The following is a 19,100-nucleotide window of genomic DNA, read 5'->3' on the forward strand; positions in this document are numbered from 1 at the left end:
CCGCCCGTACGATGACCTCATGATCACTGGGGAGCTGCGCAACAAGATCGACAGGGTGTGGGATGCGTTCTGGTCGGGCGGCATCAGCAACCCCATCGAGGTGATCGAGCAGATCACGTATCTGCTGTTCCTGCGGCGGCTGGATGACATCCAGCAGAACGCGGAGAGCAAGGCGCATTTCACTGGGGGTCGGATCGAGAACCCGGTGTACCTGCCCGGGCAGGAGCATCTGCGGTGGAAGAACCTGAGGGACCTCTCGCCGGAGCCGTTGTTCGCGCGGATGCGCGATGAGGTGTTCCCGTACCTGCAGAACCTGGGCACCCAGATCACCGGGCATGGCGAATCCACGCTCACCCACCACATGCGCGATGCCCGCTTCACCATTCCGAAGCCGGAGCTTCTGGTGAAGGTCGTGGATATGCTCGATGGGATCCCGATGGAGAATCGGGACACCAACGGTGACCTGTACGAGTACATGCTCAGCAAGCTCGCCACGTCGGGCCAGAACGGTCAGTTCCGCACTCCCCGGCACATCATCGAGCTGATGGTGGATCTGATGGAGCCGACGCGGAACGACAGGATCGTTGACCCAGCCTGTGGCACTGCCGGATTCTTGGTGCTCGCCTCGGAGTATCTGCGTGCACACGATGGCACGCTGTTCACCGACGCCGCGGCACGCAAGGCCTTCCATTCCACGATGTTCAGTGGTTTCGACTTTGACTCGACGATGCTGCGCATCGCCAGCATGAACATGTTGCTGCACGGCGTGGAGAACCCGGAGATCGCCTACCGCGACTCGCTGTCTGAGGGCGCTGCCGGTGAAGAGGGTCGGTACACCCTGGTGCTGGCGAACCCGCCGTTCGCCGGCTCGCTCGACTATGACTCCACCTCCAAGGACCTGCAGCGCGTGGTCAAGACGAAGAAGACCGAGCTGCTGTTCTTGGCGTTGTTCCTACGTCTGCTGGAGCCAGGTGGCCGCGCAGCGGTGATCGTGCCTGACGGGGTGCTGTTCGGGTCGAGCAAGGCCCACAAGGATCTGCGCAAGAAGTTGGTCGAGGAGCAGAAGCTTGACGCCGTGGTGAAGCTGCCCTCGGGTGTGTTCCGCCCGTATGCGGGTGTGTCGACTGCGATTTTGCTGTTCACGAAGACGGACTCGGGCGGCACGGATGACGTCTGGTTCTATGACGTGCGCGCCGACGGTTTCTCTCTGGACGACAAGCGCAACCCTGTCGAAGCCAACGACCTGCCCGACGTGCGGGCGCGGTGGGCTGAGCGCAACGGCGCCGAGAAGGAGCGCGCTCGCACCGAGCAGTCGTTCTGCGTGCCGAAGGCAGAGATCGCCGAGCAGGGCTATGACCTGTCCTTGAACCGGTACAAGGAGATCGAGTACGAAGAGGTGGAGCACCGCTCCCCCGCAGAGATCATCGCCGACATCAAGCAGCTCAATGCCGAGATTGACGCGGGTCTCGCAGACCTGGAGGGGATGCTGGGATGAGGTATGCGCGCGTTCCCCTGGGGGAAGTTGCGGCGGTCGAACGTCGCAGCATCAAACCTGATGCTATTGATCTTGATCTGCCTTACCTTGGGTTAGAACACATCGAGCGCGGCGGACACATCCTCGATCATCCCACGGCAGGAGAAGCCGAACTCAAAAGTTCGAAGTTTCTCTTTACGCCACAACACTTGCTTTACGGAAAACTCCGTCCATATCTAGCTAAGATTGCACTGCCGCAAACTTCGGGCGTTTGCAGCACGGACATCCTCCCCGTCCTTCCCGGGCCTTCTCTGGACCGATCCTACCTCGCCCACTACCTCCGACAGGAGGCCATGGTCGAGTTCGCAAATTCTCGATCCTCGGGAGCCAACCTTCCACGCCTCAGCCCCATGGCTCTAAAGCAGTTTCCCATTCCGCTTCCACCCCTGGAAGATCAGCGACGCATCGCGGCGATCCTGAACCAGGCCGACGCCATCCGCACAAAGTACCACCGATTCCGTGCGCATCTTGAGGCTTTACCCAACTCGTGGTACCGATCGAAATTCTCGTCGACATGGCCGTTGATTCCACTATCGGAGCTCATCACAAGCCACCAGATCGGACTTAATCGTCGCGCATCTGCCCAGGGGCCCGATCTCGCGTACGAGTACGTCAAAATGGACGCCATCACATCGAGAGGAACACTGCAGCTCGACACTCTGACACGAATCGACGCCAACCTCTACGAGGTTAGCAATTTTACCCTGGAAGAGGGCGACCTAATTTTCAATACTCGTAACTCGCGTGATCTCGTTGGAAAATCCGCTGTTTACTGCGGGCCGCCCCGTCTTTATAACAATAACATCATGCGGCTTCGCTTCAAAGACTCGACTACTGCTCCATTTGTTCACGCTTACTTTTGGTCCGCACGTGGTCGATACGATCTCGAAGCTATCAAGTCGGGCACCACGAGCATCTTCGCTATTTACGCTAAAGACCTGCTGCGACTCCCAATCCCGCTCGCAGACGCAGGCACTCGGCAGAGTTACGCGAACATAGTGTTGGCCTCCCGTGCTAAATTAGATAAACTACGATCGATCTTGGATAAGCACGACGAACTCTTCGCCTCCCTCCAGTCCCGCGCGTTCACCGGAGAACTCTGATGGGAAACTTCGCCTTCCTGAAGCCTGAGTGGCCCACGATCTACGAGAGCTGCGCGAAGGCGGAGTCGTACCTGACCAGTGACCCGTCCACGGCGTGCATCCACGCCCGTCGGTCGATCGAAGTGCTGGTCATGCACCTGTACCGTCTGCGCGGCCTGCGTGAGCCCTACCGGCGGGACCTCGCCGCACACATCGCCGATGCGCAATTCAAACAGCTCACCGGGCAGGGTATCTCCACGAAGCTGCAGCTGATCAAGAACGTCGGCAACAAGGCCGTGCACTCCACGCAGCCGATCCCGCCGCAGACCGCACTGCAGGTGATGCGCGAGCTGTACCTGGTGATGGTGTGGGCCGCCTACCACCATTCCGCCGCACCGAACAGCGTGCCGATGGGCAAGCAGTTCGATCCACATCTGGCCGCACAGTCCGCTCCCCTCAGCCGCACCGAAGTCATCCAGCTCGCGCAGAAGTTCGCGGAGCAAGACGAATCCCACGCCCGTGAGCTTGAAGCCCGCGATGTTGCTCTCGCGGATCGTGAAGCCCGCCTGGCCGAACTCGAAGAACAGCTCGAGCAGGCGCGCGCCCAGGTGAAAGCCGCGCAGCAGGCGAAGACCCTGCCCGAGACACAGGACTACCGCGAAGACGAAACCCGCGACGCGTTCATCGACCTGCTGCTGCGCGAAGCTGGCTGGGCGCTCGATAAACCGCGCGACCGCGAATACCCCGTCACCGGGATGCCCACCACAAGCGGTGAGGGCCGCATCGACTACGTGCTGTGGGGCGCCGATGGTCTGCCGCTCGCCCTGGTCGAAGCCAAACGCACCCGCCGCTCTGCTCTTGAAGGCCAGCAGCAGGCGCTGCTGTATGCCGAGGCTCTGGAGAAGCAGTTCGGTCGTCGGCCGATCATCTACTACAGCAACGGGTACGAGCATTACCTCTGGGACGACGCCTCCGGCTACCCGCCCCGTGCCGTGCAGGGTTTTGCCACCGCCGGGCAGCTGGAGCTGCTGATTCAGCGCCGCAGCACCCGTCGGCCGCTTGCTGCTGAACCCGTCGATACCAGCATCGCTGGCCGCTACTACCAGACCCGCGCCATTGCCGCGATCGGCGACGCCTTTGACCACCGCCAGCGTCACGCACTTCTCGTGATGGCCACCGGCACCGGCAAGACCCGCACGTCCGTCGCACTCGTCAAACAGCTGATGAACGCCGGCTGGGTGAAGAACGTGCTGTTCCTTGCCGACCGTCAAGCCCTCGTGGGACAGGCTCACGGTAACTTCGCCGAACACTTCCCCGAATCCGCCCCGGTGAACCTGCTCAAGGATCCCAACCGTGCAGGTCGCACCTACTTCAGCACCTACCAGACGATGATGGGCCTCATCCAGCAAGTCGACGGCGACCAGCGCCGCTTCGGGTCCGGCTTCTTCGACCTGGTGATCATCGATGAAGCGCACCGCAGCGTGTACGCCAAGTACGGCTCGATCTTCGAGTACTTCGACTCTCTGCTGGTGGGTCTGACCGCCACCCCGAAAGACGAGATCGACCACAACACCTACCGGCTCTTCCAGCTGGAAGACGGCGTCCCCACCGACGCCTACCCGCTCGATCAGGCCGTCACCGACGGCTACCTCGTGCCACCCACCGGCATCTCCGTGGGCACCACCTTCCTGCGCCGCGGCATCCGCTACGACGACCTCACCGAGGACGAAAAAGACGCCTGGGACACCACCGACTGGGGTGAGGACGGCCCGCCGGACGTCATCGAGCCTGACGAAATCAACCGGTTCCTCTTCAACGAAGACACCGTGGACAAGGCACTCGCCCTGCTCATGGACTCCGGCCACAAAGTCGCCGGCGGTGACCGGCTCGCCAAGACGATCATCTTCGCCAAGAACCAGCGTCACGCCGAGTTCATCGCCGCACGGTTTGATGCCGGATGGCCGGAACTCGCCGGTCGCTTCGCCCGCGTGATCACTCACGGCATCTCCTATGCCGGCAAGCTCATCGACACCTTCAGCGACCCCACGTCAGACCCGCACATCGCAATCAGTGTGGACATGCTCGACACCGGCATCGACGTGCCCGACGTTGCCAACCTCGTGTTCTTCAAACCCGTGCGGTCCAAAACCAAGTTCTGGCAGATGATCGGGCGCGGCACCCGGCTGCGTCCGAACCTCTACGGCGACGGCAACCACAAGACCGACTTCTACGTATTCGACTTCTGCGGGAACCTCGAGTTCTTCAGCCAGAACCTGCCCACCGCTGAAGGCTCCACCCAGAAATCACTGACCCAGCGGATCTACGAACACCGCCTGGCGCTCGTGACAGGCCTGGATGCCGCCCACGGCGATGCAGACCTGCGCCGCTCCACCGCCGATCTGCTGCACGAGTTCGTCTGCGGGATGACCCTCGACAATGTGCTCGTACGTCCGCACCGTCGGCTCGTCGAACGATTCAGCGACGCTGCTGCCTGGCACGAACTCAGCACTGACGACGCCCACGACGCCCTCCAGCTCGGTGGTCTGCCCACCGCCGCCGCGCTCGGCGCTGAACCGGCCAAACGATTCGACCTGCTGATCCTGCGCCGCCAAGTCGCCCAGCTCGACGGCGACACTGCCCTGGCTGACCGCCTTCGCGAGACCATCCAGGCCATCGCCACCGACCTGCTGGGCCGCACCGCCATTCCGATGGTCGCCGCGCAGGCCACCTTGCTGGAAGAGATCACGGAGGAGCAGTGGTGGGTTGACGTCACCGTGCCGATGCTCGAACTCGTGCGCCTGAGATTGCGGGACCTGGCAGGGTTCGTGGTCACCGACGGTGCCCGCAACCCCGTCTACACCGACTTTGCCGACACCCTCATCGATGCCGAGGACATCGACCTGCCCGGTACGACCCCCGGCATGAACTGGGAGCGGTTCGTCATCAAAGCCTCCGACCATCTGCGTGTGCACGAGAATCACCTGGCCGTAAAAAAGCTGCGACGCAACAAGCAGCTCACCCCCACCGACCTTGGCGAGTTCGAGAACATGCTCTACGACCTCGGGGCACAGCAGACCCACCTCGACCGCGCCACCGCTGAAGCAGGCGGACTCGGCCTGTTCCTCCGCTCGCTCGTCGGCCTGGACCGGGAAGCTGTGGTGGAGGCGTTCTCCCGGTTCCTGGATGCCGACACCCACACCGTGGAGCAGATCCGGTTCATCGAGATGGTGATCGACGAACTCACCGCCAACGGGGTGATGGAACCGGGCCGGCTCTTCGAATCGCCCTACAGCGACACCCTTCCCCGCGCCGATGTCATGTTCCCCGAACGCGACCTGCACGGAATCGTCACCACCCTGCGTGACGTGAAGGCGCGCGCCATCCCGGAGAAGGAAACAGCCTGACCTCAGCGGCCGCCGCGCTGGGCGTCAGCGCAGCGGCACCGTGAGCACCTGAACGGGTTCCTCCGCTGATGACGGCACCAGTTCCAGCGCCCCGTCGGCCTCCCGCAGCTGCGGGGCCACGCGCCCGCGATCCATCCCGTCTGCCCTGGTCGCGCACCCATCCGCAGAGCCGCTCGCGCCGCCAGATGCAATCTCCACTGTGCCGCGCAGTGCCGCGGCAACCGCCGCTGGCAGACGGTACGGACCCGATGCCGGATCCAGGTCCAGGACGTGCAGATCCTCGTCGGTGCGCGTGAAGCGCAGGCGACCAGGCGGGCGATGCACGGCCGGATCCGTCCACGGCCGCGTGCCGTAGATCGCCTGACCGTGACGGTCCAGCCACGCGCCCAGGCCCTCCAGGGCGCGGCGCTGCAGCGGCGGCACCGTCCCGTCGGCCTGCGGGCCGACGTTGATCAGCAGGTTCCCGTTCTTGGAGACCACATCGGCCAGCAGCCGCACCAGCGCAGGCGCATCCAGAGCATGCTCCTCGGACTCATCACGGTTGTACCCGAAGGAGAGTCCCAGACCGCGAGTCGCCTCGAACACGTTCTCCTGCACAGTGTCGAGGTCCTCGTACTCGCGGGTGAGCACACCGTTGACCGGCGCGCCCCAGCGGTCGTTGACCATGCCGCCGGGCGTGCGGGCCAGGTGTTCGCGGAACAGCTGCGGCAGCGAGTTGGGGCCGGGCAGCTTCCCGGCGTCGGGCCATTCGAGGTCGTTCCACAGGATGTCCGGGGCGAAACGGTCCATGAGTTCACGCAGCTGCGCGGCAGCGAACGCCGCGAAGGCTGCATCATTGCGGCGGAAAGCGAACAGCTCATCATGCGAGGTGATCGGTGGGAAATCGGTGACGTGCCAGTCCAGCGCCCCGGAGTAGTACAGGCCCAGCCGCAGCCCCGCCTCCCGGGCGGCGCGGGCGAAACCGGCGATCAGGTCACGGCCGGGTCCACGTCGGGCAGCAGTGAACGTGGTGGTGGCCGAGTCCCAGAGGCAGAAGCCATCGTGGTGCTTCGTGGTGGGCACCAGGTAGCGGGCGCCGGCGCGCCCCGCCAGCTCCGTGATCGCCTGCTCGCTGCCAGCGGCCGGATGCCAGGCCTCGGCGAAGTCCTCGTACGTCGTGCCGATTCCGTGAACCTGTTCGTGGCGGATCGCGGTGGGGCTGCCGGGGATCCGCACGGTATTGGCGTACCACTCGGCGTACTGGTGGCGGGCGTACGCGTTCTCGGCGGTCACATCGGAGCGGTCCAGCACGTCGGCCCAGGCGGGAACCGAGTACAGGCCCCAGTGGACGAACACGCCGAGCTTCGCGTCGCGGTACCACTCGGGGATCGGCAGCGGCGGATAGTCGGCGGCGGGGGCGGCATCCTCGGGGCCCTCGCGGCCATCGAATCGGATCATCATCGGCTCCTGGGTGGGGGTCATCCGTCGGCTGCATCCGCGTCGATGACAAGATGGGCCCAGCCTAATCAACCGCTTCAGTTCGGGAGCTTCCATGTCCACGCCGCACCGCCTGCCCCGCATCGCCATCGCGGGCATCGCCATCGAGTCCTCCACCTTCACGCCATACCTCTCCGGCGAGGCGGACTTCGAGGTGCGTCGCGGCGCCGAGATCCTGGATCGCTACCCGTTCTTCGCGGAGCCGACGGCATCCGGCGCAGCCCTTCGGCAGGCCGCCGAGTATGTGCCGGTCCTGCATGCGCGCGCTCTTCCCGGCGGGGTGCTGCGTCGCGAGGCCTACGACTCCTGGCTCGCCGAAATCCTTGACGGCCTGCGCGACGCGGTGGCGCAGCAGCCGCTGGACGGGTTCTTCTTCGACATCCATGGCGCCATGAGTGTGCAGGGCCTGCAGGACGCCGAAGGGCATCTGATCACCGCCATCCGGGAGGTGATCGGACCGGACGTGCTGGTGGGAACGGCGATGGACCTGCATGGGAACGTGTCCGAGACGCTGTTCGACGCCTGCGACCTCATGACCTGCTACCGGCATGCGCCGCACATCGACGCCTGGGAGACGCGCGAGCGCGGGCTGCGCGACCTGGTGGAAGCCGCCACCGTTTCGGTGGCAGCCGGGCATCCCGTGCGGCCCGCGAAAGCGCTCGTGCATGTGCCGATCCTGCTGCCTGGTGAGAAGACCTCCACGCGGATCGAACCGGCGACAAGCCTGTACGGGCGGATTCCTGCGCTCACCGAGCGTGACGGGGTCACCGACGTGTCGTGCTGGATCGGTTTCGCGTGGGCGGACCAGCCGCGCTGCAAGGCCGCGATCGTCGCCTTCGGTGATGACGCCGCGGCGGTGGAGGACGCAGCCCTGGAGCTTGCGCGAGAGCTGTGGGCGGTGCGGCACGATTTCGTGTTCGTTGCCCCGACGGGCACGTTCGAGGACTGCCTGCAGGAGGCGGTCGCCTCGGATGCGCGCCCCTTCTGGATCTCGGACTCAGGCGACAACCCTGGCGCCGGCGGGGCCGACGACACGACATACTGCCTGGCTGGACTGCTGGCCAGCGCGGAGATTCGACGCGGGGACGTATCGGCGCTGATGGTGTCGCTCGTGGATGAGGTCAGCACCGTAGAGGCCTGGCGGCTCGGCGTGGGGGCCGACGGTGACTTCGCGATCGGTGGCCGGATCGATGCGCGTGAACCGGGGCCGGTTCAGGTGCGTGCCCGGGTGGTGGCGCTCGACGAGTCCACGCCGACGGGACATGCGGCCGTGCTGCAAGTGCTGGCCGTTGAGGATGGTGACGAGGCTGAGGCGGCTGGGCCGTCGGGGGCGTCTGGGTCATCAGCTGGGGCGCCGCGTTGGGTGCCGACGGGCCTGCAGGTTGTGGTCACGGCGCGGCGGTCGCAGTTCGCCACGGCCGACATGTTCGAGCGCCTGGCCCTGTCGATGACCGGCCCGGACGTGGTGGTCGTGAAGATGGGCTACCTCGAGCCTGACCAGTACGCTGCTGCGGCTGATTGGCGGCTCGCCCTCACGCCCGGCGGGGTGGACCAGGACCTGCTGCGTCTGGGGCATGAGGCCATCGACCGGCCGATGATCCCCTTCGACGCTGAGATCCCCGAGCCGACGGCAGCAGACGTTCGCCGGGGGTGACGAGGGGCCCAGCCGGTAGGACCTGGGCGGGGGTTGCCGGGGCACGGCCGGGCGTCCGGGCGCGTCCATGAGCGCCTTGTCGATGCGAACGGTCCCAGCCGGGCATCTCTCGTGGCGGGGTCCTCCCCCGGGCCGGTTATCCACATCCGCGGCGGTCCCGTGGCGTGGGCTGGTGGGGTCTGCCTACCGTGCTGGTGTCCCCGAGCCCGGATGAGTCGAGGTCCCCGCATGCAGCGCCGCACTGTCTCCGCCACGCCCCATCACGCCAAGCACAGCGATCACGCTGCTCTCTCGCCTGAGGCGATGCTGGCTGGCCCTGCCGGTGCGCCGCCTGGCGCCGGGCACAGCGCCTCCACTGGCCTGATGCCTAGCGCAACACCTGCCCGCTCAGGGAGGCAGCGCCGTGGCGCACGCGTGCTCGCCGCATCCGCCGCACTCATGCTCGCCCTGTCTGCCTGCGGTGGAGACGAGCCGCCCGACAACGGCCTCGACGGCACCATGCCCGATCTCAGCACCAACAGCGACAACGGCGGCGCCAGCGACAACGGCGGGACCGACAACACAGCAGCAAGCGACGCCGGCGGCGACAGTGGTAGCGATGACCTTGCCGCGAGCATCCCCGCTCCTGACCCCGCCGACTATCCCGGCATGGACCAGAACACCCCCGAAGGCGCCGAACAAGCCTTCAAGTACTACATCGCCGTCCTCACCTGGGCACACCAGACCGGGGACACCGAACTCCTTTCAACTCTCCACAGCGACGACTGCAGCAACTGCAAAGGTTTCGAATCACGCATCGAAACGCTTCGTGACTCGGACTCTCTTTGGGTAAGCGCAACCGTAACCCCCGGACACTCCGAAGTTATGGATGCGGAGAACTTCGATCACGAAGTCGGCTATATATACACCATCGATCGGAGTTTTCGAAATAACTCCATCGATGCACAGTCCGACGAACCGGAAGTCGTGGAGGTATCCACCGTCGGTGGACTGACATGGGTCGATAACTCGTGGATAGTCGGCGGATACTCGTCTGATCCGCGGGAGGTTTCGGCGTCGTGAGAAACCATATATCACGTCACATTCTACCAGGTCTGGCAATCTTCTCGCTTATTCTTACACTCGGGGGACATTACTCTCTTGCCGCTCCTACTGAGAACACCTCGGACTCGTCGGACTCATCACAGAGCGACGCAGAAGAACAACGGGAGGATTCACCCGATGATCCTCCTCCCAGCGATCAGTCGGCCTACGAGGGAAAAGCGGACGATGACAAACTCATGACATCTGGACAATCTTTTCGAGATAAGCTTGATCCCGGATCCACGCCTACGGATCGCACAGGCCAGGGACATAACTCATCGAGGCGTGGTCGCGCCACGGCAGCTCCGACGGTGCGGACGATCTGGCAGCGGCCCGAGGGCGGGGTCCGGTACGAGTGCGGGGCACCGGGCGCCGGCCAGTGGTCATGCACCGTCCCGGAAAACTCGTGCGAAGCCGCGTACGTCCCGCCCCTGCACGGGCAGGGCGAGGACGGCCTGCTGATCAACCAGCCCTCGCAACGCGGCACAGCCGACCCGAACAAGATCACCCAACGCGGCACCCGGATCACCCTCGCAGACGGCACNGGCCGCCATGAAGGGGGCGGACAGGGGTGTTCTGGTGATGAAGCGGCGCCCGCGGGGACCTGCACGGAGAAGGCCATCGGCAGCGCCAGATGTGTATAAGGGCCAGCCCGAGAACGAAGGCCCCACCGACCCCAACGCCACACACCGCACCATCTAAACCACCCCGGCACCAACCAGACACGACCTCACACGGCGCACCGCGTCGGCGCCGCCTCGGCCCTCACCGCCCCTCGATCTGATGGGGCTGAAGCACCGGTGGTCAGGACCCCTCGCGCTGGCCGAAGTTCTCATCGAGCGTGGTGGTGACCAGGAAGCGTCGGCCCTGGGAACGGACCACGGTGGCGGCCCGCGCGGTGAACAACTCCGGGATACCCATGGGGGCATCGACATCCAGGTCAAACGGCTGCACCATGCGTCCACCCAGGGTGTCTAGCACCAGCAGCGTGCCCTCCTGGGGCCTGATCGCGTAGGCCAGGCGCTCACCGGCACACAGCAGCGTCACCGGTTCCACGTCCTCGTGGTGCCGCACCTCCTCACCCGCATCATCCAGGCCGCGCACATCGCGGCCGCTCACCACCACCGTCACCTCCGCCGCGAGATCCTGCGCTGCAGCGTCGGCCTGCTCAGCGATCACAGCACCGGAGGAGCGATTCAGGAGCGTTCCCGCGGGAACGTCTCCACCCGCGTCGGCTGCTCCACCGTCTGACCCGGCAACCACAAGGAAATCGTCATCCGGGTGGATCGCGCCCGCGACGTGCGCCGTTTCTGCGTCGATCCCGTTCGGCAATGACACGGCCCAGTGCTCCGAACCATCATGCGCCTCCGCGAACACGAGCCTGTCACCCGCAATGAACAGCACCGACCCCTGATGCTCCGCAAGCACACGCTGTCCCTCCGCATCCAGCATCGCCTCCTCGCCGGAATCCGGGTCAAGCACCACAACGGCCTGCGGATCAGCCACGGACTGATCGCCAGGCGTATTGCCAGCCGGGCCGAACACGAGTCCTGGCGCAACCGGCGGCCCCGGCACAGGCACGGGACCCCAGAGAATCTCGCCGGTGCGCAGCTCAATCGCCGTCGCGGACAGGTCGGATCCATTCGACGAGGCGGACTCATTCGGCGAGTCAGACTCATTCGGCGGAGCCGGCCCGGCGGGCGCAGCAGCTGTGCCGTCCGTAACTCCGCCGTCTGCACCACCGCCGTGCAAACCTACGGCGTCCGCGCCCGCGCCATCCGAGCCTGCGCCATCCGCGCCCGCGCCATCCGAGCCTGCGCCATCCGCGCCCGCGCCATCCGAGCCCGCAGCCTCCGATCTCCCACCCTCGGCACGATCGTCCATGAGCACCGCACAGGCCCGGCCGTCACGCGTGCGAGAGAGCGCAAACCCTGTGCAGCTCGCGGGTCGCGTGGTGCGCCACAGGATGGTGCCGTCTTCGTGAACCGCCTGGAACTGCAGACCACCATCCTGCTCGGAGTACCCCACGAGGATCCCGTCGAGCTGCTGAGCCGGAGCAGTCCACCCGGGGTCGACCACGAGCATCACGGTCATCTCAAGCGGCAGCCGCAACGCGTCCCATGCCACAAGCGGCGCTCGCTCTCCTACCACCTCAACAGGCGGCGGCGTACGCGGCTGCAGCGATGCACCATCGCCCGCAGTGCCGCCGCCAGCGCCGGCTCCAGCCCCGCGTTCATCAGCGCCACCATCCGTGCTGCACGCAGCCACAGCACCCACCACCGGCAGGGCGATGCCGCTCGCACACACCGCTCGACGGCTCAGCACAGCCACCTCACCCCGCTGACTCATGACGCCCCGGTGCGTTGCTCTGTCCCGTCGAGTCATGCGGCCGCACCACCATGCGTCGGCTGCGACGTGTGCTCAGCGCCCACAACGCCAGCGCCAGCAGGCCCAGGACCACGATCACGGTGATCTGCAGGCCCACCCCGTCCAGCTCAGCTGCGCGGTTCTGCCACCGTGCGAGAGTCTCCGTCGGCAGCACCGACGGTAACGTGACCAGGCCATTCGTCACCCAGAACAGCACACCGAGCACGATGATGAGTGCGCCGGTCACGAGGTTCGTCGTGTGCAGACGTCGGCCGGCGACGGTGATCTCGCGCCCACGCAGCACGGCTGTGGCGCGTGGCGACAGCGCATCCCACACGGCGGCGAGCACCACCAGCGGCAGCACCATCCCCGCCCCGTACACCGCCAGCAAGAGCCCCGCCATCAGCGTGGAGCCGTGACCGAAAGCGAGCGTGAGCACCGCTCCGAGAATCGGTCCGGCGCAGAAACCCGCGACACCACCGGCGGCGCCGAGCAGGAAGGTACGCGGCAGACCGGAACCGTGGGCGGAGCGTCTCCGTAAGGCATCGGCACCGGGCAGCACACGGGCGGGATCAAAACCGATACCCAGCAGATGCAGCACGCCCAGCACAATGAGCAGCACAGACGTCGCGCCGATCAGCGCACCTCGATACGTGGTCAGCAGCGCACCGAGCGCCCCGATCCCGAGCCCGAGGGGTACGAGCGTCACCACGAGGCCCAGGTAGAACACGAGCCCGTGGATGGCGAGCGCTCCGCGGCGCGTGACGGTCGACGCGAGGAAGCCGGGCAGAAGCAGCGCGCCGCACGGGCTGAGCAGGGACAGTGCCCCGCCCAGGAGCGCTGCGAGCACGCTGACTTCCATGTCAGCCCTCGTCCTGGGTGCGCTCAAGCGCCTCGTCGACCGCGCCGACGAACACCTCGGTGGGCTGCGCCCCCACAAGCGGGCGGCCACCGATGATGAACGACGGGGTGGAGGTCACGCCGAGCATTGCGCCCTCTTCCACGTTCTTCCCCACCGCGTGAGCGGTATCTGTGCTGGTCATGTCCTTCTCGAACTGAGCACCGTCCAGCCCCAGCTCGTCGGCGAGGCTCACGAGCGCATCGGAGCTGAGATCGCCCTTTCGGGTGGTGCCTCCCTCGAACAAGGCATCGGCGTAGTCGGCATAGCGGCCCTGGAGGCTCGCGGCGTAGGCGGCGCGCGCTGCCCGCTCGGAGTCCTCGCCGAACACGGCGAGATCCCGGAACTCGATGCGCAGCTGACCCGCGTCGACCCGCTCGCGCAGCACGGGCAGGGTCTCCTGATGCCAGCGGGCGCAGAAGGAGCACTGGAAGTCGCTGTAGATGATGAGGGTGACGGGTGCGTCGACGGGTCCTTCGGCCAGCTGGTCGCCGTCGATGCGTCGCTCCATCGGGGAGAGGTCCGGGGCGGCGACCTCTGTCGGATCCGCGTCCGCGCCATCTGCCCCGTCGGCGGTGCCATCCCCGGCAGCCCCCTCATCTGAGGCGGCATCGCCGCTGCTGGATCCGTTATCGGCGTCTGCGCCCTGCGCCGCACCCTGGGCGCCGCCCGGACCCGCTTGCTCGTCATCGTGTCGGCTCGCGGTCCACAGCACCGCGAGGATCAGAGCACCGACGACGGCCACGATGATCAGTGGTGCCGCCCAGCTGCGGGATGCGGGAGTCTCAGATGTCATCGTCTTATCCTTCACGGCTCAGGCGGTCGCCTCGCGCAGCGCACGGTAGGCCTCGATCACCTGCGGCGTCGGCTCCGCTTCGACCAGGCGCCCGCCTCCCTGCTGCCAGACCGGTGGCTCCGCCTCGCCGCTGAGAGCCCAGGCGGCCTGGCGGGCAGCACCGAGCGCCACATACTCGGCCTCGGGAGCAATGGTGACGGGCCGTCCGAGCACGGCGGGCGCGAGCTCCTGGACGGCACGGGAACGGGCACCGCCGCCGATAAGCACGATGCGGGACGGCTGGGTGCCGGTGACCTGTTCGAGGGCGGCGATCCCGTCGGCGAGCGAGCACAGCAACGCTTCGACGGCTGCGCGGGCGAGGTCAGCTCGGGTGGTGCTGGTGCTCATCCCGGTCATGGTGGCGCGGGCGTCGGGCCGGTTCGGGGTGCGCTCCCCATCGAAGTAGGGCAGCAGCACAACACCATTGGCACCGGGTGTGCTCGACAGGGCAAGGCGCGAGAGCTCCTCATGGTCCACATCGAGCCAGCCGCGCATGGTCTCGAGGATCCGCGAGGCGTTGATGGTGGTGGTCATGGGCAGGAAACGACCGGTGGCGTCGGCGAATCCGGTGACGGTGCCGGAGGCGTCCTGCGGCCGATGATCGGACACCATGGCGCAGACGCCGGAGGTGCCGATCGACACGGACACGTCGCCGGGGCCAAGTGAGAGGCCAAGGGCGGCACCCATGTTGTCCCCGGTGCCGGCGGCGAGCGCTGCTCCGCGCCCGGTGCGGCCCATGACCTGGTTCGGAGCATCGGGGAGACGCGGCAGGGCGATGTCGTGGCCGATCGCCGCGGCGGCGAGGTCGGGGCGCCAGGCGTCCTGGGCAGTGGAGAAGTAGGCGGTGCCTGAGGCGTCACCGCGATCGGTGAACGGTTCGGTGCCGGGTTCGGCGAGGTGCGCGCTGACGTAGTCGTGCGGGAGCAGAACACTGGCGGCGCGGGCGGCGTTCTGCGGCTCCTCATCGCGCACCCACCGCATTTTGGTGGCGGTGAAAGAGGCGACGTGCAGCGATCCGATCTGCTCAACGGTGCGTTCGGGGCCGCCCAGCTCTGCGGTGAGGTCCTTCGCTTGGGGCGCGGAGCGGTTGTCGTTCCACAGCAGGGCAGGGCGCACCACGTCCCCGTGTTCGTCGAGCAGCACCATGCCGTGCTGCTGACCGGCAACGGCTACGGCCTCGGCCTGGTTGATCAGTCCCTCGGTGGCGTCGTCGACGGCATCGAGCCAGGCACGCGGATCCACCTCAGTGCCGTCGGGGTGGGCGGCGCGGCGTTCTGCGAGGACCCGGCCGGTGTCGGCGTCGACCAGCACCGCCTTGGTGGACTGGGTGGAGGAGTCGATGCCGAGGACTGCCGGTGCCATGGGCTCTCCGTTCTACGCGCAGGGGCCCGCTGCTGTGCGGGTGAGGGTGACGTCTCCAGCATCGCAGATCCGTCGTATGCCGCCGCGCGCCGCACGGGTCTCACGCCATCGCGAGCCTCACACCGGGCACGGTCTCACACGGCAGGGGGCCGCATCCCGCGTTGCCCTGGCGCCGTCGCAGGTCCCGGGGCTGCGTTGCCGGAGACTGCCACGGTTGGAGGATGAGGTGCCGAATGCTGCGGTACCGGTCGCTGCTCTGTTCGATACTGCGGTGTTCGGTGCTGCGGCACCTCCGGCTGCCGTGCCGGGTGCTTCCGCCCGATCAGGACACCGACGACGGCACCGATCAGCGCCAGCAGGCCAACCGCGATGCTGGGAAGCATCGGGAGGGCGGGCAGGAGCAGACGGACCATGGAGAAGGTGCCCTGCAGCGTGAGTCCCAGGCCACCTGCGATTGCTGCCCCGGCGGTGGCTGGGCGCAGCCACCACCACTGGCGAACATACCCGGCAAGCCCTACGGCAGCCGGAACCACAACCACAACGACAGTTCCCACAGCCACACCGAGGAAGACCGGGGCAATGCTCATGCTCAGCCCCACGAGAGCGAGCTGTACGTCCAGCAGCTGCGCACCCACCAGGAGATGTGCGCCCAGCAGTCCGAGCAGCAGCGGCAGGAGCCCTTCACGCCTCTGCCCCACGAGCAGACCGGTGGCGAGCATGAGAAGCCCGCCAGGCACAGTGACGACCAGCACGGCTGCAGCGCTGCTGCCCTCTGTCAGGCCCACCCACAGCGCAGAGCCCGCGGCCACGATCGCAATCGCCACGACCACCGCCGTCATCACGAGCCGCTGCCGGCGTGCGGCCGCCATCGGCACCACCGACACCACCAGCCCCATCGGCAACGTCATCACGACCGGGATCACGAACGCCGCGATCAGCGCAAAAAGCTGTGCGCTCATGGTCTCCCCCTTTCCCGGGCTCACCCTCCCGCGAGCCGTGGTCACGGTCCGGTCTCGCGGTTCATCCCGCACCCATCCGTCGGCCTTGAGGCTAGCCACAGAGCACTCTGTTGCGGGGGCGGAATCGGCGAATTGTGGACAGCGGACGGTGGGGAGGAAGGCTGACGCATCAGGCGCCGGGTCCCGCACGGGCTCACTCATGCGGGCGTAGGGTGGGGCGCACGTCGCCTGGGCCGCTGTGGCCCGGCACTCCGGCGCGCTCGGCGCGCCCATGTCGAGGAGACTGCGATGAAGCACTTCACTCTGCCCCAGACCACTATCAGCGCCCCGAACGTGGTGCTCGGCCTGATGCGCATCAGCGAGAAGACCGACGAGGAGATCCGCACGCTGGTGCGCACCGCGCGTGACGCCGGCATCGACTTCGTCGACCACGCCGATATCTACGGCGAAGACCTGCATCAGTGCGAGCGCCGCTTCGCGCAGGCGATGAAGCTGACCCCGTCTCAGCGCGATGAGCTGACCATCCAGACCAAGGCGGGCATCGTCACGGACGGCCCCTACTTCGACTACTCCTACGAGCACCTGATCAGCGCGGTCGAGGGCTCCCTGAAGGCGCTGAACACCGACAGGATCGACATTCTTCTGCTGCACCGCCCTGACGCACTGGTGGAGCCCGACGAAGTGGCGCGCGCCTTCGATGAGCTGCACACTGCCGGCAAGGTGCTGAACTTCGGCGTCTCCAATCACACGCCCGGCCAGATCGAACTGCTGAAGGCGTCGCTGAACCAGCCGATCGTCGCCAACCAGATGCAGCTGTCCATCACCCACTCCACGCTGATCGCGCAGGGCATTGCGGCGAATATGCAGGGTGTGGACCAGTCGGTGACACGCGACGGCGGCGGTCTGCTGGACTACTGCCGCCTGCATGGCATCACCGTGCAGGCCTGGTCCCCGTTCCAGGGCGGCTTCTTCGACGGCGTCTACCTGGACAACCCGAAGTATCCCGAGCTGAACGCTGTGATCCGGCGTCTTGCGGCGAAGTACGACGTCGCACCCGAGGCGATCGGCACCGCGTGGATCACGCGGCACCCCGCACAGATGCAGGTGGTGCTCGGCACCACGACACCGCAGCGCGTAGCCGACTCCGCTGCCGGCTCCGAGCTGCCGCTGACCCGCGCCGAGTGGTATGAACTGTTCCGCGCCGCTGGGTGGCGTGTGCCGTGATCGACTGAGGGCTGCCAGGCGCACTCGAGCCCGATGACGAACGTCGGACGCTCGCACCCCGATCGCTCGAGACAGCGGGAGCTCACAGCATCCGGCTCACGGCGGTCCCTCTCAGAGTGTCCGGCGGCTCAGGACACCCCGACACAGACCTGCGGTGCCGGGATCCGATGAGGATTCCGCGGCACCGCAGGGACTGTGCGCTCTGGCCTCTCAGGCTCGAGGATTCTTCTCGGTGGTGAAGTTCTCCGCGCTCAGGGTGAAGCTCTGCTCCTTGTTGAAGCACGCCACCGCGCCATCACCGAGGGCGCCGCAGCTGACGTCGCCCACCACGATCGACTCACCCGACTTCAGCGGCTTGAGGTCCGTCACGAAGTCACCGGTCTTCGGATCCCTCGGCAGGATCCAGCCCTCGGTGGTCGCCTCCGGGTACGCCTCCTTGCCGGTTTCCGTCTCCATGATCACGAGGTCAGCCGGAACCTCTTCACCCCCGTCCCCCTCCGGTGAATCCGCCTTCAGGGAGTCCGGCAACGTGCCATGGCATCCGGCCATCAGCATCTCGCTGTCGCTGGCTTCGATGATGGAGCACTGAAGGTCGCCGCCCTCGACAGTGAAGCTGTACTGAACCTGCTCGGGGTCTTTCTCCGACGGGTAGACGTACTTGTAGTCGTCGGCGTTCACCGGGGCGCCCGGGGCGAAGAAGTCTGCACCTTCGGCGCTGTCTTCTGCGTCATCGGAGTCGGATTCTGTCTGGTCTCCCTCGCTGTCATCAGCATTGGTGTCCTGCTCGTCCTCGCCGTCGGCGTTGCCGCCGGAGGTTGCGTCATCCTCGGCACCATCGTCGCTCGGCTCGCTGTCGTCGCTCTCGTTCTCGCCGCCGCCGTCGTCCGACATCTCCGGGGCCTCGGCACCGGGGTTCTGTGCGGCAGGTGCGTCGGCAGCAACATCGTCGGCGCCCCCACAGCCGGTCAGCGCCATGCCGGATGCAGCCAGGAAGGCGATTCCGACCGCGTGGAGGCTTCGTGTGCGCATGCGTCGTGTGATCATGGATGCCATGTGTGGTGGGCTGAAGCCCATCCCCCCTTAAAGGATTGGTAAAAACTGGACCATGCGCGTGCCAACTTAGCCACACGTGTTCTAGATGTCTAGGGCTCGCGTCGCCTTTCCGCGATCCGGACGACTGTCACCCGTGATTCACCTGCCCCTCCCCTCACTGTCGCCCTGA

At 66.4% G+C, this 19,100-nt stretch carries 13 protein-coding genes; 6 read left to right on the forward strand and 7 right to left on the reverse strand.

All coding sequences use genetic code 11. The features are described from left to right. The first annotated feature begins 19 nt into the window (after window positions 1–19). Genes C8271_RS00505 through C8271_RS00515 form a run of 3 tightly spaced genes read left to right on the forward strand, consistent with a single transcriptional unit; the run spans window position 20 to window position 6,020 of the window. Window positions 20–1,495: a type I restriction-modification system subunit M gene (locus tag C8271_RS00505; RefSeq protein ID WP_106505662.1), complete on the forward strand. Its 1,476-nt coding sequence runs from the start codon at window positions 20–22 to the stop codon at window positions 1,493–1,495. After that, window positions 1,492–2,637, forward strand: coding sequence for a restriction endonuclease subunit S (locus tag C8271_RS00510; protein WP_106505663.1), 1,146 nt, complete (start codon window positions 1,492–1,494; stop codon window positions 2,635–2,637). Before C8271_RS00505 ends, C8271_RS00510 begins: the two co-directional genes overlap by 4 nt. Then, complete coding sequence (locus tag C8271_RS00515; RefSeq protein WP_106505664.1) at window positions 2,637–6,020, forward strand: DEAD/DEAH box helicase family protein; 3,384 nt, start codon at window positions 2,637–2,639, stop codon at window positions 6,018–6,020. Before C8271_RS00510 ends, C8271_RS00515 begins: the two co-directional genes overlap by 1 nt. Window positions 6,021–6,044: 24 nt before the next feature. On the opposite strand, the gene C8271_RS00520 is transcribed toward C8271_RS00515, so the two are convergent. Continuing rightward, window positions 6,045–7,481, reverse strand: a complete 1,437-nt coding sequence (locus C8271_RS00520; RefSeq protein WP_245920687.1) for an alpha-L-fucosidase — start codon at window positions 7,479–7,481, stop codon at window positions 6,045–6,047. A gap of 70 nt (window positions 7,482–7,551) precedes the next feature. Between C8271_RS00520 and C8271_RS00525 the strand changes: the two genes are divergently transcribed. Both C8271_RS00525 and C8271_RS00530 read left to right on the forward strand, forming a co-directional pair. Then, a complete protein-coding gene (locus tag C8271_RS00525) occupies window positions 7,552–9,150 on the forward strand; it encodes a M81 family metallopeptidase (RefSeq protein WP_106505665.1) in 1,599 nt (532 codons plus the stop codon). Between the two features lie 228 nt (window positions 9,151–9,378). Continuing rightward, the gene (locus C8271_RS00530) at window positions 9,379–10,212 is read left to right on the forward strand and encodes a DUF6318 family protein (RefSeq protein ID WP_106505666.1); all 834 of its coding nucleotides are present in this window, start codon (window positions 9,379–9,381) and stop codon (window positions 10,210–10,212) included. 825 nt (window positions 10,213–11,037) lie between these two features. Here the strand turns inward: C8271_RS00530 and C8271_RS13785 are convergent. From C8271_RS13785 to C8271_RS00565, 5 genes are all read right to left on the reverse strand, one after another. Further along, window positions 11,038–12,582: a hypothetical protein gene (locus C8271_RS13785; protein WP_170957738.1), complete on the reverse strand. Its 1,545-nt coding sequence runs from the start codon at window positions 12,580–12,582 to the stop codon at window positions 11,038–11,040. Further along, entirely contained in the window at window positions 12,566–13,462 is an 897-nt protein-coding gene (locus C8271_RS00550) for a cytochrome c biogenesis CcdA family protein (protein ID WP_106505670.1), read from the reverse strand. Before C8271_RS00550 ends, C8271_RS13785 begins: the two co-directional genes overlap by 17 nt. A gap of 1 nt (window position 13,463) precedes the next feature. Continuing rightward, window positions 13,464–14,294: a DsbA family protein gene (locus C8271_RS00555; protein WP_106505671.1), complete on the reverse strand. Its 831-nt coding sequence runs from the start codon at window positions 14,292–14,294 to the stop codon at window positions 13,464–13,466. An 18-nt stretch (window positions 14,295–14,312) separates the two neighbouring features. After that, on the reverse strand, window positions 14,313–15,695 hold the full coding sequence (gene xylB / locus C8271_RS00560; protein ID WP_106505672.1) for a xylulokinase: 1,383 nt from the start codon (window positions 15,693–15,695) through the stop codon (window positions 14,313–14,315). A 134-nt stretch (window positions 15,696–15,829) separates the two neighbouring features. Continuing rightward, window positions 15,830–16,654, reverse strand: coding sequence for a hypothetical protein (locus C8271_RS00565; protein ID WP_106505673.1), 825 nt, complete (start codon window positions 16,652–16,654; stop codon window positions 15,830–15,832). A 288-nt stretch (window positions 16,655–16,942) separates the two neighbouring features. On the opposite strand from C8271_RS00565, the gene C8271_RS00570 reads away from it, so the two are divergent. Beyond that, window positions 16,943–17,878 carry an aldo/keto reductase gene (locus C8271_RS00570; RefSeq protein ID WP_106505674.1) on the forward strand — a complete coding sequence of 312 codons (936 nt, stop codon included), beginning with the start codon at window positions 16,943–16,945 and terminating at the stop codon, window positions 17,876–17,878. Window positions 17,879–18,088: 210 nt separating this feature from the next. Here C8271_RS00570 and C8271_RS00575 read toward each other — a convergent pair whose 3' ends face one another. Beyond that, window positions 18,089–18,907, reverse strand: coding sequence for a hypothetical protein (locus tag C8271_RS00575; RefSeq protein ID WP_138774495.1), 819 nt, complete (start codon window positions 18,905–18,907; stop codon window positions 18,089–18,091). Between the last annotated feature and the right edge of the window lie 193 nt (window positions 18,908–19,100).

This window comes from Brachybacterium timonense, assembly GCF_900258505.1.
In the GTDB taxonomy this organism is placed as follows: domain Bacteria; phylum Actinomycetota; class Actinomycetes; order Actinomycetales; family Dermabacteraceae; genus Brachybacterium; species Brachybacterium timonense.

Excerpts from the sequence above, each read along its gene's own strand:
- C8271_RS00505 (WP_106505662.1), top strand. The coding sequence starts at position 20 with ATGATCACTGGGGAGCTGCGCAACAAGATCGACAGGGTGTGGGATGCG.
- C8271_RS00510 (WP_106505663.1), top strand. The coding sequence starts at position 1,492 with ATGAGGTATGCGCGCGTTCCCCTGGGGGAAGTTGCGGCGGTCGAACGT.
- C8271_RS00515 (WP_106505664.1), top strand. The coding sequence starts at position 2,637 with ATGGGAAACTTCGCCTTCCTGAAGCCTGAGTGGCCCACGATCTACGAG.
- C8271_RS00520 (WP_245920687.1), bottom strand. The coding sequence starts at position 7,481 with ATGACCCCCACCCAGGAGCCGATGATGATCCGATTCGATGGCCGCGAG.
- C8271_RS00525 (WP_106505665.1), top strand. The coding sequence starts at position 7,552 with ATGTCCACGCCGCACCGCCTGCCCCGCATCGCCATCGCGGGCATCGCC.
- C8271_RS00530 (WP_106505666.1), top strand. The coding sequence starts at position 9,379 with ATGCAGCGCCGCACTGTCTCCGCCACGCCCCATCACGCCAAGCACAGC.
- C8271_RS13785 (WP_170957738.1), bottom strand. The coding sequence starts at position 12,582 with ATGAGTCAGCGGGGTGAGGTGGCTGTGCTGAGCCGTCGAGCGGTGTGT.
- C8271_RS00550 (WP_106505670.1), bottom strand. The coding sequence starts at position 13,462 with ATGGAAGTCAGCGTGCTCGCAGCGCTCCTGGGCGGGGCACTGTCCCTG.
- C8271_RS00555 (WP_106505671.1), bottom strand. The coding sequence starts at position 14,294 with ATGACATCTGAGACTCCCGCATCCCGCAGCTGGGCGGCACCACTGATC.
- xylB (WP_106505672.1), bottom strand. The coding sequence starts at position 15,695 with ATGGCACCGGCAGTCCTCGGCATCGACTCCTCCACCCAGTCCACCAAG.
- C8271_RS00565 (WP_106505673.1), bottom strand. The coding sequence starts at position 16,654 with ATGAGCGCACAGCTTTTTGCGCTGATCGCGGCGTTCGTGATCCCGGTC.
- C8271_RS00570 (WP_106505674.1), top strand. The coding sequence starts at position 16,943 with ATGAAGCACTTCACTCTGCCCCAGACCACTATCAGCGCCCCGAACGTG.
- C8271_RS00575 (WP_138774495.1), bottom strand. The coding sequence starts at position 18,907 with ATGCGCACACGAAGCCTCCACGCGGTCGGAATCGCCTTCCTGGCTGCA.